Origin of the sequence: Shinella fusca (assembly GCF_014203155.1) — a bacterium.
Lineage (GTDB): Bacteria > Pseudomonadota > Alphaproteobacteria > Rhizobiales > Rhizobiaceae > Shinella > Shinella fusca.
In genome coordinates, this window is sequence record NZ_JACHIK010000026.1 from 1 (window position 1) to 15,535 (window position 15,535).

General features: G+C 61.8%; 11 protein-coding genes. 6 read left to right on the forward strand and 5 right to left on the reverse strand.

All coding sequences use genetic code 11. From position 1 onward, the window contains the following. Window positions 1-296 precede the first annotated feature (296 nt). Window positions 297-434, forward strand: a complete 138-nt coding sequence (locus HNQ66_RS22195; protein WP_184146884.1) for a hypothetical protein — start codon at window positions 297-299, stop codon at window positions 432-434. Window positions 435-770: 336 nt separating this feature from the next. On the opposite strand, the gene HNQ66_RS22200 is transcribed toward HNQ66_RS22195, so the two are convergent. Continuing rightward, the gene (locus HNQ66_RS22200) at window positions 771-1,205 is read right to left on the reverse strand and encodes a KTSC domain-containing protein (RefSeq protein ID WP_210308862.1); all 435 of its coding nucleotides are present in this window, start codon (window positions 1,203-1,205) and stop codon (window positions 771-773) included. Between the two features lie 868 nt (window positions 1,206-2,073). Further along, window positions 2,074-2,904 (reverse strand): helix-turn-helix transcriptional regulator, encoded by an 831-nt coding sequence (locus HNQ66_RS22205; RefSeq protein ID WP_184146886.1) that lies wholly within the window; start codon window positions 2,902-2,904, stop codon window positions 2,074-2,076. Between the two features lie 95 nt (window positions 2,905-2,999). Here HNQ66_RS22205 and HNQ66_RS22210 point away from each other — a divergent pair, with 95 nt between their 5' ends. Further along, window positions 3,000-3,893 carry an SDR family oxidoreductase gene (locus HNQ66_RS22210; RefSeq protein WP_184146888.1) on the forward strand — a complete coding sequence of 298 codons (894 nt, stop codon included), beginning with the start codon at window positions 3,000-3,002 and terminating at the stop codon, window positions 3,891-3,893. 79 nt (window positions 3,894-3,972) lie between these two features. Here the strand turns inward: HNQ66_RS22210 and dinB are convergent, their stop codons facing one another. Both dinB and HNQ66_RS22220 read right to left on the reverse strand, forming a co-directional pair. Next, the gene (gene dinB, locus HNQ66_RS22215; RefSeq protein WP_184146890.1) at window positions 3,973-5,097 is read right to left on the reverse strand and encodes a DNA polymerase IV; all 1,125 of its coding nucleotides are present in this window, start codon (window positions 5,095-5,097) and stop codon (window positions 3,973-3,975) included. Window positions 5,098-5,100: 3 nt separating this feature from the next. Continuing rightward, window positions 5,101-7,170 (reverse strand): ATP-dependent helicase, encoded by a 2,070-nt coding sequence (locus HNQ66_RS22220; protein ID WP_184146892.1) that lies wholly within the window; start codon window positions 7,168-7,170, stop codon window positions 5,101-5,103. A gap of 207 nt (window positions 7,171-7,377) precedes the next feature. Here HNQ66_RS22220 and HNQ66_RS22225 point away from each other — a divergent pair, with 207 nt between their 5' ends. The 3 genes from HNQ66_RS22225 to HNQ66_RS22235 are packed head-to-tail and all read left to right on the forward strand — an operon-like array spanning window position 7,378 to window position 12,828. Then, window positions 7,378-8,136 (forward strand): ImuA family protein, encoded by a 759-nt coding sequence (locus HNQ66_RS22225; RefSeq protein ID WP_184146894.1) that lies wholly within the window; start codon window positions 7,378-7,380, stop codon window positions 8,134-8,136. Next, the gene (locus HNQ66_RS22230) at window positions 8,054-9,568 is read left to right on the forward strand and encodes a Y-family DNA polymerase (protein WP_184146969.1); all 1,515 of its coding nucleotides are present in this window, start codon (window positions 8,054-8,056) and stop codon (window positions 9,566-9,568) included. Before HNQ66_RS22225 ends, HNQ66_RS22230 begins: the two co-directional genes overlap by 83 nt. Next, window positions 9,565-12,828 carry an error-prone DNA polymerase gene (locus HNQ66_RS22235; RefSeq protein ID WP_184146896.1) on the forward strand — a complete coding sequence of 1,088 codons (3,264 nt, stop codon included), beginning with the start codon at window positions 9,565-9,567 and terminating at the stop codon, window positions 12,826-12,828. Before HNQ66_RS22230 ends, HNQ66_RS22235 begins: the two co-directional genes overlap by 4 nt. Before the next feature lie 55 nt (window positions 12,829-12,883). On the opposite strand, the gene HNQ66_RS22240 is transcribed toward HNQ66_RS22235, so the two are convergent. Continuing rightward, window positions 12,884-13,237 (reverse strand): hypothetical protein, encoded by a 354-nt coding sequence (locus tag HNQ66_RS22240; protein WP_343059604.1) that lies wholly within the window; start codon window positions 13,235-13,237, stop codon window positions 12,884-12,886. A 143-nt stretch (window positions 13,238-13,380) separates the two neighbouring features. Between HNQ66_RS22240 and HNQ66_RS22245 the strand changes: the two genes are divergently transcribed. Next, window positions 13,381-15,519 (forward strand): ParB/RepB/Spo0J family partition protein, encoded by a 2,139-nt coding sequence (locus HNQ66_RS22245; protein ID WP_184146899.1) that lies wholly within the window; start codon window positions 13,381-13,383, stop codon window positions 15,517-15,519. Window positions 15,520-15,535 lie beyond the last annotated feature (16 nt).

Here is a 15,535-nt window from a genome sequence, read left to right on the forward strand (position 1 = left end):
CAATCATGCGAAAACTCATCGTCCTCGCCAATGCACTGCTCAGCAAAGGCAGAAAATGGGTCCCATCCCTACCTTGACCAACACGGATACTCTAGGACTGCGCCGTCGTTTAGGGATGTATTGCGCGCCTGAATTCCCGCCCATCGAATTTAACCAATACAATGCCCGTAATGGGAAGCCCAGCCACCACCACCTCGGATGCTAGGCCATTTTCGCAAACGGCTAACTTTCGCTGCTTGTCAAATTTGCAGGATACCTCGGCCTGACCGGGAGCCCGGTACCTAATGTGGTCACGTTTGAACGAAATTGTCGCGCCATCATCAGAAAATACCGATGGTGTTCCAGCGCAGCCGGAGAGTAGCCTTGCCGCCAACACCATTAATGCGCTGAAGAAGGCGGGAATTTTTGAAGAACTGGTCATTGATTTCCCATGAAGGCGGGCCACCACTCGCTTTATTGAACACCCGCTGAGTGGGTGGCTCACACGAACAGCCAACCAAAGGAACTCAGGAACAAGATTGCGACAATCCCTATCAGGACAAGCAAAACACCGGATTCATTTTCCGGCTCATATGGCGGTTCAGGTGGGGATTTGTCATATCCGGAAACCATAGTCGGCTTTCAATCTGCAAACGGTCACGAACCGAGCCAGCCGATACCAATTAGGAGCAGAATGACGAATGCTCCCATTCGGACAAGTGCGATACCGGCTTTGGGGTCGTAGGGTGGTTCGGACGATGAACCGTTATATCGATATGCCATTATCAGCCTCAGAACGTCGGCACTGGATGCGTTCGGCAATCGAAACGGCCGTTGGTGGCGCTTCCCTTGATATGCTTGTTGTAGAAGCGGCCAATCGACTGAGAGGTGAGTAGGTCGGATACGGTTGCCGGATCAACGTCGCAGTAATGGTAGTCGGTCTTCTTCAACCGGATAATCATGTAGGCTTTCGCCTCGTTGTAGCAGACGCGCGTGACAACGCTGCTCCGATCAACCTCTTGGCAAGCGAACTGATCCGCCGGAACGCATTTCCCATATTTCGGGCATAACTCTTCGGCACTTACAGGCGAGACGGCAAGGACAGCGAAGACGAACGCGATGCGTAATCTCATTGATACACCTCTCAGCGCAATGAAGATCGCGCCAAAGTTGCGGTAGGTCAACGGATATTTCCCATCCACGCGTCCATCATCTAGCGTGGACATTCTCAGTCTCGATCCGAACAAGGCCGCCAACCTCGGGTGAAGCCGCGGCTCATCGCGTGATCCGCAACTTCGATCTGGTAACGGAGCCAAGCACAATCAGCGAGTAGCGTGGCAATACAAGCGCGTGCATCGCCGCGATGCCAAGCAAGCGCCTCATCGACGGTCTCGGCTATTGGATTTTGTTTGGCGACTGGACGCATGAATGCGATCTCCTACGGGCGTAGTGAGCAGGGGAATTCGGGTGGACTGACGTTCCCATTATGTTCTCACTCTGGCCGGAGTCAAGGACAAGATTCCTAACTGCACATGTTGAGCGCTAGGACTAATCAAAAGCCCTCCAGTGCCGCAAAAAAGGTCGACATCCACTTCGGTAGATAGTCAGGCGTGTAAATGGCGAGCACAACGCTTGCCGCGACTAACAAGGATCGCGGGGCAATCGCGATCTTCATTCCCACGTTCTTTCGCCAAATGAATTCCATTGCCTGCTTACCTCGTTGAGGTCCGTTCAATCATCGAGCCAAGGATAACCCCGAACACTTGTGATGGTATCAATAGATAGTTAATGCATGCATATCTAATTGATTTCGTTGATGGTATTCCAGAAGACCGGATAAATTGATCCCCGCATACCTGCGCCGCCTTGTTCCAAGGCAACCGTGACGCGCTCGACGGCTTCACAGCGGAGGAAACCACTTACTTCATCGTCTTGCTCGATCGCCTGATTGCAAACCTCGAACGGCTTGGAGCCGAAGCATCCGCAGCGCGGGAATCATGATCTAACCCGGTGCGCGGCGCCAAAGCTACCGAACCCAGGACATCACCGACATGGTCCAACAAGGGCAATTCGAGCAATCCCGGTATAACAGGCTCAACGCACGCTAGCGATCAGTGAGCGAAATTGCGCCGCTACCTCGGAATTTGCGGGACTATAGACCATCATCTTGAGGTCGGATCGGCCCTCGACCGCAAAAGTCGAGAACTCCAGCTCGATCGCTCCCAGTTCAGCGTGGTGAAGGCGCTTGATGCCATCGCGCGTGGCCGCGATCTCGTTGTCGGCCCACATCGCCTTGAAGTCTGGGCTACTGGCTGAGAGCTCGTCGACGAGCTTGCGGATTTCTGCCCCCGCGCCGGCGCGCGCGGCGTCGGCTCGGAACGCACCGACGACATAGCGGGCAACGTTGCGCCAATCGTCCTGCGCGGCACGCACGCGCTCGTCGGAAAACATCATGCGCAGGATGTTGCGCCGCTCTATGGGCAGCTTTTCATAATCGGTCAGAATGACGGTCGCGGCCCTGTTCCACGCCACCACATCCCACGTCGCGGTTCGAATGATGGCGGGGCTGAAGGGTATGGCATCCAGCACATGCTGCAGCCGTGGCGTGATGGATTCCTGCTGGTGGTAGCGCGGTTCGGGAGGATGGCCGAAGGCGAGGATGTGAAGGTGATCACGCTCGGGCTCGGTCAGCATCAACCCCCTTGCGATGCGATCGAGCACATCGGCAGATGGCGCTCCGCCCCGGCCTTGCTCCAGCCAGGTGTACCAGGTCGGGCTTATATTGGCGCGCTGGGCGACCTCTTCCCGGCGCAGGCCCGGCGTCCGTCGTCGTCCTGCCTCGAAGCCGAACGCGACTGGATCGAGGCGCATGCGCCGGTCACGCAGGAATGTGCCGAGCCCATTTTCGGGAATGCTCTCGCTCATGCGACCCTATTAATGATTATACTAGGATAAACTCACTACTTTAACAGGATAATTTTTCATGAGATCGCTTGCTTCGTCAATGCAGGAGATTCAGCATGCGTGTTTTTCTCACCGGTGCCACCGGATTCATAGGATCGCGTATCCTCGGCGAACTGCTCGCCGCTCATCATGACGTGATCGGCCTTACCCGTTCCGAAACAGGCGCGAAGGCTCTGGCGAATGCCGGCGCCGCCGTTCACCTGGGAACGCTTGAAGATCCGGCGGCCCTGGCCAAAGGGGCTGAGAATGCCGATGCTGTCATTCACACGGCGTTCGACCACGACTTTACCAATTTCCTTGCCAATTGCGAAAAGGATCGCCAGGTCATCACCGCCATTGGATCGGTTCTCAAGGGTTCGGATCGGCCGCTGCTCATCACCTCGGGCGTCGGCATCGGCGATCCGGGCAATGGCGAACTCGCGCGCGAGGACGTCTTTGACGCCCATCATTTCAATCCCCGCACTGCCTCTGAACTGGCCGGACAGGAACAACTCGAGGCGGGCATCAACCTCGGCGTCGTCCGACTGCCGCAGGTGCATGATACCGCCAGGCAGGGCCTCGTCTCGTACTATATCGAATTGGCCCGCCAGAAGGGCGTCGCCGCCTATGTCGCGCAAGGGGCCAACCGCTGGGCCGCCGGCCATGTGGATGACGTGGCCAAGCTCTATGTTCTGGCGATCGACCGTGCCGAGCCCGGTGCCCGCTACCATGCCGTGGCCGAAGAGGGTATTGCCGCGCGCGACATCGCCCAAACCGTCGCGACCGGCCTCGGTCTCGCTGCCGTCTCGATCCCGCAAGGCGAGGCGGAAGACCATTTCGGCTGGTTCGCTATGTTCGCGTCGGCAAACATCACGGCTTCGAGCGTGCAAACGCGGGAAAAGCTGCGCTGGACGCCTAAGGGGCCGACCCTGCTGGATGACCTAAGCGCAATGGACTATTCGGCGAGATAGGTCTGAACCTCCAAGGCAGCTTTTCCGGGCTGCAATTCACACCTCAAAAAGAGCGCCTTGGACCGGCCCACCGGTGCACCTAGATCTCGAACTGGAGTTGACCGGCGGATCCGTTCGCGGCCTCGTCGGTGAACGACGACAGCGTGACGCCGAGGAGGCGGATCCCTTTCGCCGTCGGGAACAGGGGATCGAGAAGTGCCTGGACCGTCGCCACGACCTCGCCGGGCGCGCCGAACGGGGAGGCTTCGGTCCTGCTTCGCGTGATGATCTGAAAGTCGGCATACTTCACCTTCAAGGTGACGGATCGGCCGTAAAGGTTCTTCGCCTCGCAATGCCGCCAGACCTTGTCGACCAATGGGGAGATTTCCGCACGCGCTGCATCCAGATCGACGATATCCGTCATGAAGGTGTCTTCGGCGCCGACGGATTTTCGCTCCCGATTGGGTCGGATCGGGCGATCGTCGATGCCGCGGGAGATATTGTAGTACCAGACGCCAGACTTTCCGAAATGCTCCTGCAGGAAGGCAAGCGACTTTTCCCTGAGATCGGCGCCGGTCAGGATGCCGAGCCGCTCCATCTTGGCGGCGGTCGCAGGCCCCACGCCATGGAACTTCTTGACGGCCAGTCCCTCGACAAACGTCGGGCCATGCTTAGGCGTGATGACCGCCTGACCGTTCGGCTTGTTGAGGTCGGAAGCCATCTTGGCGAGAAACTTGCAATAGGAAATTCCGGCGGAGGCATTCAGCCCGGTGACATCCTTGATGCGGCCGCGAATCCTCGTGGCAATCTCCGTCGCGATCGCAATGCCATGCTTGTTGTCGGTGACATCGAGATAGGCCTCGTCGAGCGACAGGGGCTCGATCAGATCGGTGTATTCGGCGAAGATCGCATGAATCTGCGATGAAACAGCACGATAGACGTCGAAGCGGGGCGGAACGAATATCAGGTCGGGGCAACGCCGCTTGGCGGTGATCGATGGCAGGGCGGATCGCACACCGAAAGCGCGCGCCTCGTAGCTTGCCGCCGCCACGACGCCGCGGGCGGCCGCGCCGCCGACAGCGACGGGTTTGCCCCGCAGCTCCGGGTTATCGCGCTGTTCGACGGAGGCATAAAAGGCATCCATGTCCACATGGATGATACGCCGGACCCGATCTTCGCGATCCGGTTTCTGCGCCTCGATCTCGGACGAAGTGATGGGCTGCATGGCTCATTTCCACATCGATCGCATCCGCGCACCGATATCGACGCGAACCTGGCGGTTGCTTTGCTCGCTCGCAGTGGCCGACGCCTTCGGCCAGCTTGCCATCTCGAAAAATTGCAAGAGGGTGGCCGGTATGAAGCGGGTCCGCGACGCATAGACATGACGGTCACCCTTGGCGTTCTGGCCGTGCGAAAAGAAGCGCTGCGGCGTGATCAGCGTGAGGCTGTCGCGCGCCCGGGTCATGCCGACATAAAGGAGGCGTCGCTCTTCTTCGATCTCGGCTGTGGTGCCGGCGCCAAGATCGGAGGGAATGCAGCCGTCGATGACATTGAGCATGAAGACGGAACGCCATTCCTGTCCCTTGGCCGAATGGATCGTGCTCAAGACCAGGTAATCCTCGTCGAGGAGCGGCACCCCGGCCTGGTCGCTGGTCGCCTCCGGCGGGTCAAGGGTCAGTTCGGTCAGGAACCGCTCGCGGCTCGCATAGCCGCTGGCGATCTGTTCGAGCTGCAAGAGGTCGTCCTTGCGGGTGTCCGCGTCCTCGTGGATGCGATCGAGATGCGGGTCGTACCACATCCGAACCGTGCCGATCTCCGCCGGCCAGCCCGCTTCGCCCTTTCGCAGCGCCGTGACCAGCGTCACGAAGGCGCCCCAGTCGTCGCCGGTCTTGGCCGGCGGCGGGATTTCGGCGAGCGACTGCAGCGGCTCGGGGTCGGCGGCAATCGTGTCGAGAATCTTGCCGGCCGTTTGCGGCCCGATGCCGGGCAACAGTTTCAGCACCCGAAAGCCGGCAACGCGGTCGCGCGGATTCTGCGCGAACCGCATGACCGCCAGCATGTCTTTGACGTGCGCGGCGTCCAAAAACTTGAGCCCGCCGAACTTTACGAACGGGATGTTTCGTCGGGTGAGCTCGATTTCCAGCGCGTTGCTGTGGCTCGAGGTTCGAAACAGCACCGCTTGCTGTTTCAGCGCCATGCCGATCTCGCGGTTGGCCAACACCTGCTCGACGATATAGGCGGCCTGGTCGATCTCGTCCTTGACCGTCACCAGCATCGGCCGTTGCTCCGAGGCGCGGTCGGTCCAGAGGTTTTTCGTGTAGCGCTCCCGTGCGAGTTCGATGACGGCATTGGCGGCAGCCAGGATCGGCTGGGTCGAGCGGTAGTTGCGGTCGAGCGTGATGACGTCTGCCGGCTTGGGTGAGAATTCCTGCGGGAAATCCAGGATGTTTCGGATGGTTGCCGCACGGAAGGAATAGATCGATTGCGCGTCGTCGCCGACAACAGTCAGGCCGCGACCGCCGGGCGCCAGCGACATGAGGATCGATGCCTGCAGGCGATTGGTATCCTGGTATTCGTCCACGAGAATGTGGTCGAAACGGTTGCCGACGTCCTCGGCCAACTCCGGCTCGCAAACCATCTGCGCCCAGTAGAGCAACAAGTCGTCGTAGTCCAGAACGTTCTGTGCCTGCTTGGCTTCAACGTAGGCCGCAAAAAGCTGCTTCAGCTCCTCTTCCCACTCCAGCACCCACGGATAGGACGATTTCAGGATCTCCTTGATCGAGGCCTCGGAATTGACCACGCGGGAATAGATCGCGATGCAGGTGCTTTTGGTCGGAAATCGGCTCTGCTTGGCGGAAAAGCCAAGGTCATGCCGGACGAGGTTCATCAGATCAGCGCTGTCCTCGCGATCGTGGATCGTAAAATCGACACTGAGGCCGATCTGCTCGGCATACATCCGCAAGAGCCGCGCGCCGATCCCATGAAACGTCCCGGCCCAGGCCAGCGCGTCGGTCATGATGGCGGCATTGTCGCCCAGCACTTGGCGGCAGATGCGCTGCACCCGGCGCGCCATCTCGGATGCCGCACGGCGGGAAAACGTCATCAGCAGGATCCGCCGCGGATCGGCGCCATTGACGATCAGCTGCGCGACGCGGTGCGCCAGCGTATTGGTCTTGCCGCTGCCCGCGCCGGCGATGATCAGCAGCGGTCCGCCGATTTTTCCGTCCGGCAGGCCAATGCCGTGCTCGACCGCCTCGCGCTGCCGGTCGTTGAGTTTTTCGAGATGCGCCGCCGCCATTTGTCCCCAGACACCATAAGAAAATTTCCCTGACCCTCCTATTGCCGGATATCTCCTTGATGCAGCTAAGGGATTCGTTTCAACGACTTAGCCGAGGGGCGGTTTCCGGAGCGGAGGCCCGATTGACTCAGTTGGGCAATCGGAACAAATAATGAACATATCAGCTTAAAGAACCGCTGGAAACCCTGAAGGAGCAACAATTCTGCCGTGGTCAACCATGCCCTCAACCCCGTGCTGGCGGAGCTTCGCGAGCGCATCGGCCAGCTTGAAGGCGGCTCACAGCGCGCAAGGCAGGTCCTGCCCTTCGGCCTCGCCGAGGTTGATCGAGCACTGCCGGGGGGAGGGCTCGCCTTCGGCGCGCTGCACGAGGTCGCCGGCGGCGGGGGAGGGACGGTCGATGGGGCTGCTGCGGCACTTTTCGTCGCCGGCATCGCCGCCAGATCGCGCGGCAAGGTTCTCTGGTGCATGACGCGCCCTGACCTGTTTTTCCCCGCGGTCGCCCAGGCAGGACTCCATCCGGATCGCGTTGTGTTTTGTGAAAGCGATCGGGAGGAGGAGGTGCTGTCCGCCATGGAGGAGGGGCTTTCCTTCGGCGGGCTTGCCGCCGTCGTCGGTGAACTGGTCCGGCTGCCGATGAACGCCTCACGGCGCCTGCAGCTGGCAGCAGAAAGGACCGGCGCCATGGGCATCGTGCTGCGGCGATGGCGACGACAGAACGAAGCGTCGGACTATGGGCAACCGACAGCTTCGACGACACGGTGGCGCATCAGCACCCTGCCGTCGGAAAGACTACCTGTTGCCGGCGTCGGGAGGGCGCGCTGGCTGGCGGAATTGATGCGCGTAAAGGCCGGCGAATGCGCCGAATTTGAAATTGGAGCCCCCGATGCCCAGGGTCGTATCTGTCTACTTCCCACAACTCGCGACGGAGCGGATCAGACGGCACGCTGGCGAAGCCTTGCCGGCTGACAAGCCGCTTGTCGTCATTGCCCGCCGGGGTTCGAAACGCTGGATCTCTGCCGCCGATCCCGCCGCATTGAAGCTCGGCCTGCGCATCGGCGTGGCCGCCAGCAAGGCGCAGGCCATGGTCGCCGATCTCCTCATGGTCGATGCAGCCCCGGCCGAGGACGCGGCTGCGCTGGAACGGCTGGCATTGTGGGCGCTTCGGCAATATAGCCCGGTCGTCGCGGTCGATGGTGCCGACGGTCTCGTCATCGATACGGAAGGCGCTGATCACCTGCACGGTGGCGAAGCGCTGCTCGTATCGGGCCTCGTCAACATGCTGCGCGGCCGCGGGCTGACGGCGCGCGCCGCTGTCGCCGATACATGGGGCGCCGCGCATGCGCTTGCCCGGCTGCTGGCCGCGGAAACGACGGTGGTGCCGGTAGGTGACGTAACGAAAGCCGTCATCGACCTGCCGATCCTCGCGCTGCGGCTGCCGGCGGAGATCGTCCAGGGCCTGCGTGTTCTCGGCATCGACACGGTTGGCCAACTCTCGGCCATGCCGCGAGCACCTCTGACGCTACGGTTCGGGCCGGAACCTGGACGCAGACTGGATCAGATGTTCGACCGCGTCGCCGAACCGATCGAACCGATCCGCACGCCGGAGCTTGTCGAAGTTGCCAAGAATTTTGCCGAACCGATCGGTGCGCCGGAGACCATCGCCAAATATGTCCGCCGGCTGGTTGGCCAGCTTTCGGCGCGCCTGGCCGAAGACGGTCTCGGCGCGCGGCGCTGCGACCTCTTCATCCATCGCGTCGACAACACAAGGCAGCATCTCCGCGCCGGTCTCGCCAAGCCTGTCCGCGATCCGGCGCGCCTGTCGAAGCTGCTCTGCGACCGCATTGAGACGATCGATCCCGGTTTCGGCATCGAGAAGCTGGTGCTGGTCGCCGTCTTCGCCGAGCCGCTGGAGGAGCGGCAGGTCGCCTCCTCGTTGATCGAGGAGGAGATCGCCGACATCACGCCGCTGGTCGATATCCTCGGCAATCGCGGCCACCGGCTGTTTCGCGTCGCGCCCGTCGCCTCCGACGTACCCGAGCGATCGGTCCGGCGCATCGCAGCGACCGCGCCTGACATTGGCGAGGCCTGGGCGGTGAAATGGCCGCGACCGACGCGGCTCTTCGCAAACCCTGAGCGCATCGAGGTCATCGCGCTTCTGCCCGACCAGCCGCCGGCGGTATTTACGTGGCGCGGCAAGCGCCGCAAGGTCGTGCGCGCCGACGGCCCGGAACGCATCTTCGGCGAATGGTGGCGAAGGCCGCGGGAATTTCAGGCGGTCAGGGACTATTTCGTGGTCGAGGACGAGCTTGGCGAGCGTTACTGGGTCTATCGCGCCGGCGACGGCATCGATCCGGAGACCGGCTCGCATCTGTGGTTCGTGCATGGGGTGTTCGGATGACACGTTATGCCGAGCTTCAGGTTACGACGCATTTTTCGTTCCTGCGCGGAGCATCCAGCGCCGATGAACTGTTTGCCACAGCGGCCGCACTCGGCATCGATGCGCTCGGCGTGGTCGACCGCAATAGCCTCGCCGGCATCGTACGCGCCTGGGAGGCGGCCAAGGCGACCGGCATTCGGCTTGTCGTCGGTTGCCGGCTCGACCTGACCGACGGCATGTCGATCCTCGTCTATCCCATGGATCGCCCGGCCTATTCGCGGCTGACGCGGCTGCTGTCGCTCGGCAAGAGCCGAGGCGGCAAGGGAAACTGCCTGATCGATTTTGTGGATGTTGCCGAACACGCCGCCGGCATGATCGGCATCCTTGTGCCAGACGAAGCCGATGAGATCTGCGCCGTCCAGCTTCGCAAGATGGCCGATCTATTCGGGGATCGGGCCTATGTCAGCCTGTGCCTGCGCCGCCGGCCGAACGACCGCATGCGCCTGCATGGCATTGCCACCATGGCCGCCCGCGCAAAAGTGAGGACGGTCGTCACCAACGATGTGCTGTTTCATGAGCCGAGCCGTCGGCAGCTGCAGGATGTCGTGACCTGCATCCGCACTCGCACGACAATCGATGATGTCGGCTTCGACCGCGAGCGTCATGCCGATCGCTTTCTCAAGGCGCCGGAGGAGATGCACCGGCTGTTTGCCGAATACCCGGAAGCGCTCGCCCGCGGACGCGAGATTGTCGAGCGATGCAAGTTTGATCTGAAGGAACTGCAGTACCAGTACCCGGAGGAGGCCATCGTCCCCGGTCTCGATCCGCAGCAATCGCTGGTCAAGTTCGTCTGGGAAGGTGCCGCGGTTCGTTATCCGGAGAGCGTTCCCGACAAGGTGCGGAAAACCCTGCGCGATGAGCTCGAACTGATCCGGACGATGAACTATGCGCCCTATTTTCTGACGGTTTTCTCGATCGTCCGTTTCGCGCGATCGAAGGGCATTCTCTGCCAGGGCAGGGGCTCGGCCGCCAATTCGGCCGTCTGCTACTGTCTCGGCGTCACCTCCATCGATCCCGACACCAACGACCTTCTCTTCGAACGCTTCATCTCCCAGGAACGGGACGAACCGCCCGATATCGACGTCGATTTTGAACATGAGAGGCGCGAGGAGGTCATCCAGTGGATCTACAACACCTACGGTCGCAGCAAGGCGGCGCTCTGCTCGACCGTAACTCGCTATCGCGCGAAAGGCGCATTGCGTGACGTCGGCAAGGCGCTCGGTCTGCCCGAAGACATGATCGGCCAGCTATCGTCGGGCGTCTGGGGCTGGTCGGAAGGGGTCTCAGAGCGCCAGATCCGGGAGAACAACCTCAACGCCGCCGACTACCGGCTGAAGCTGACGCTGGAACTGGCGCAGCAGCTGATGGGCGCGCCGCGCCATCTCGGCCAGCATCCCGGTGGCTTCGTCTTGACCCATGACCGACTCGACGATCTCGTGCCGATCGAGCCGGCGCGCATGGACGATCGCCAGGTCATCGAATGGGACAAGGACGATATGGAGGCGCTGAAATTCATGAAGGTCGACGTGCTGGCGCTCGGCATGCTGACCTGCATGGCCAAGGCTTTCGCGCTGATGGCAGAGCACAAAGGTGAGGTTTGGGATCTCGCGTCCATTCCTTCCGAAGATTCCCGCACCTATGCGATGATCCGCAAGGCAGACACGCTCGGCACCTTCCAGATTGAAAGCCGGGCGCAGATGTCGATGCTGCCGCGCCTGAAGCCCCGCACATTTTACGACCTGGTCGTGCAGGTGGCGATTGTCAGACCCGGACCGATCCAGGGCGATATGGTGCATCCCTATCTCCGCCGGCGCGAAGGCAAGGAGCCGGTTGTCTATCCGACACCCGAACTGGAGGCGGTGCTCTCGAAAACCCTCGGTGTCCCGTTATTTCAAGAGTCGGCCATGAAAGTCGCCATGGTCTGCGCCGGGTTTACCGGCGGCGAGGCGGACCAATTGCGGAAATCCATGGCGACCTTCAAGTTCTCCGGCGGCGTCAGCAAGTTCAAGGACAAGCTCGTGGCGGGGATGGTCAACAACGGCTACACGGCCGAGTTTGCCGAGCAGACGTTTTCGCAGCTCGAAGGGTTCGGCTCCTATGGCTTTCCCGAAAGCCATGCCGCCAGCTTTGCGCTCATTGCCTATGCGTCGAGCTGGGTCAAATGCCATCATCCGGATGCGTTTTGCGCGGCCTTACTCAACTCGCAGCCGATGGGATTTTACGCGCCGGCGCAGATTGTGAGGGACGCCGCCCAGCACGGGGTCGAGATCAGGCCGGTCTGCGTCAACGCCTCGCGCTGGGACTGCACGCTCGAGCAAGTTGACGGAAGCCGTCATTGCGCGGTCCGCCTCGGCCTGCGGATGGTGAAGGGGCTCTCGACGGCGGACGCCGCCCGGATCGTTGCGGCGCGCGCCGACGATCCCTTTACCTCGGCCGACGATCTTTGGCGACGGTCGGGCGTTCCTACGGCCGTGCTGGTGAAACTCGCCGAAGCCGACGCCTTCCTGCCGTCACTACGGCTTCAGCGGCGCGACGCGCTATGGGCGATCAAGGGTCTGCGTGACGAGCCGCTTGAGCTTTGGGCCGCGGCCGCCGAGCGCGAAGCGCGCCAGATCGCGGAAATGCAGGAGCCGTCGGTTTCCTTGCCCTCCATGAGGGCAGGGCACGAGGTCGTCGAAGATTACGCCCACACCGGCCTTACCCTTCGCCAGCACCCGGTCGCTTTTCTCCGCAAAGACCTTCGCCAGAAGGGAATGGTCACATGCGCCGAGGCGATGGCCGAGCGTGACGGCCGCTGGCTGATGACCGGCGGCCTGGTACTCGTTCGCCAGCGCCCCGGCTCAGCCAAGGGCGTTATGTTCCTGACGCTCGAGGACGAAACCGGGATCGTCAATGCGGTGGTCTGGCCGACGCTGTTCGAACGCCAGCGCCGCGTTCTTCTCTCCGCATCGATGATGGCGATCAACGGAAAAATCCAGCGGGAAGGGGACGTCGTCCATCTTGTCGCGCAGCGGCTATTCGATTTGTCGGACGATCTCGGCCGGCTGGGTGAGCGGGACGAGCAGTTTCCCTTGCCTCATGGAAGAGGAGACGAGTTCGCGCACGGCAATGGTGCGCCGGATCCGCGCGAACGGCCGAAGGCGGCGGCGCCCGCACGCGACATATTCGTCCCCGATCTTCTGATCGACCGGCTGAAGGTGAAGAGCCGGAATTTTCACTGATAGCCTGGGGCTCTCCGGCTCAGCGAAGAGCATTTCGCTCCAGCGTCCAGGCGGCCTATCCGATTTCCGGGAGGACGTATCGGGTAATCACGAGCGCGTCCTCCTCGACGGAAATCTCGATGATTTCGTTGAGAAGCTCCTCACTGTTCGCCAGCTCGTCCAGCACGGCATCGAACATCTCGCGTTGCCGAGCCGGCAGAACCTGCGGGACGATGATGACGAGGCCCGCATGCAGCTCCTCCTTCGCATAGAGCTTTCGGAAGTCGCGGGCATTGTTCGTCACGAAGGTGAAATTGCCTGGAGCTGTTCCAGGAGGATGATTTTGTGAGGGGAGCGCGCCGGTCACGGAAATCTGCGCGCCGATCGGCATGATGCGCCGCCAGATGACGATCTGGCTGAACAGGTCCACGCGAGACGCCAGCGGTGACGCGGGCGCTGGCGGCAGGCGGTGAGGGGGGCGGCTGGTAAGAGAGGGAGAGGGGGGAAGGGGCGTTCGTGGCGGATTGAGATGGCTGGAGAGAGGCTCCGGCCAGTCCGCTGCGGAGAATTGATATGGCACAGGCCATTCAGAAAATCGCGCTCAACGTCGGACGCGATATCCCCTTCAACAAGCTCGTTCTCAGCCAGCAGAACGTGCGCAAGACCAAGGCCGGCGTCTCTATCGAAGACCTTGCCGACGACATCGCTCGCCGCGGGCTGCTGACCAGCATCAATGTGCGCGCCGAAATCGATGCCGAGGGTAAGGAAACCGGCATCTATCGCATTCCTGCCGGTGGCCGCCGCTATCGCGCCCTCAAGCTGCTGGTCGACCGGAAGCAGCTGACGAAAACCACCGGCGTCCCCTGCATCGTCAGCGAAGGCGAAACGCTCGAAGCGGAGGACTCGCTTGCCGAAAACGTCAATCGCGCCGATCTTCATCCGCTGGATGAGTTTCGCGCGATGATGGTCCTGCGCGAGCAGGGGCTCGACGAGGAGGAAATCGCCGCCCGCTTCCACATCTCGGTTGCGACGGTGAAGCAGCGCCTCCGCCTGGCAACGGTATCGCCCCGTCTGCTCGAACTTTACGGCGATGACCAAATGAAGCTCGGCCAGGTCATGGCGTTCTCGATCACCAAGGATCATGCCCGGCAGGAGCAGGTCTGGGAGACGATTTCGCGCACGCAAAGCACCGATCCCTACTACATCCGCCGCCTGCTGACCGAAACGGCGATCCGCGCGAGCGACCGCCGCGCGGTCTATGTCGGCATCGAAGCTTATGAGGCCGCCGGCGGCATTGTCATGCGGGATCTCTTCGAGCAGGACAACGGCGGATGGCTCCAGGATCCGGCGCTGCTCGAACAGCTCGTGCTGGAAAAGCTGACGGCTGACGCCGAGGCGCTGAGGACCGACGAGGGTTGGAAGTGGGTTGATTCCGCCATCGACTTCCACTTCGGCCACGCGTCCGGCCTTCGCCGCCTTTACGGCAAGCAGCCGGAACTCACCGAAGAAGAGCTGGCGCTTCATGATGCCCTGACGGCAGAATTCGACAAGCTCAACACGGAATATGAAGCCGCCGACGACTATTCGGCGGAGACGGAAGCGCACCTCGATGATCTCGACGCTCAGTTGACGGCGCTGAATGAGCGACCCTTTGTCCTCGATCCCGAGGACGTCGCTCGCGGCGGCGCTTTCATCTCGCTGGCCGGCAACGGCGAACTCAGAATCGAGCGCGGCTTCGTCCGGCCGGAAGACGAACCCGTTACCGATGCTGAGGGCGGCGATGACTTCGAGCAGAACGGTGACGATGGCGACGACACCGCCGCGGAAGGTGGTGGTGTGACGATCAACGGCAAGCCCGTTGGTGTCGAGGAGCCGGACGAGGACGACGGCAAGATCCGGCCGCTGTCGGAACGGCTCGTCGAGGACCTGACTGCCGCCCGCACGCTTGCGCTCAGGAATGCGCTCGCCAATGAGCCGCTGGTGGCTTTCGTCACCGTGCTCCATCTTCTCGTGCTGAAGACCTTCTACCACTACGGCACGGCGTCTTGCCTGGAAATCACCGTGCAGCATACGGTCTCGACCAAGACGCAGGGCCTTTCCGACACGGTCTGGGCGAAGGAGGTCGAGCAGCGCCAGGAGAGCTGGGGGCACGATCTTCCCGGTGACGCGGACGCGGTTTGGGACTACCTGATCGCGCTCGATCAGGACAGCCGGATGGCGCTGTTTGCGCATTGCGCGTCGATGTCGCTGAACGCCACGATCCAGCAATGGAATCGCCGGAGCAAGGAAAACCAGCATGCCGTGCAGCTGGCCCAGACGATCGGGTTCGGCATGGTGGGGGCGGGCTGGACGCCAACGGTCGACAACTATCTCGGTCGCGTGACCAAGGCGCACATCCTGCAGGCCGTTCGTGAAGCAAAGGGCGAGCAGTCGGCCCAGCTTATCGATCACCTGAAGAAGCAGGACATGGCGCGCGAAGCCGCCCGGCTGCTCGACGGCAGCGGATGGCTCCCGGAAGTGCTGCGCTATCCTGCCGATGCAATCTGCGAGGAGGTCGGGATTTCGGAGACGAACGATGTGGTGGCCGTGGACGAGGACGTCGAAGCCGGCGAGGTCGTGCTACCCGCTTTCCTGACCGAAGACGTGGATGGCGAGCAGACGGCTTCCGATCCTGATGACGACCAGGGCGGGCATCTCGAGGCCGCGGAATAATTCCTCAGACCACCAG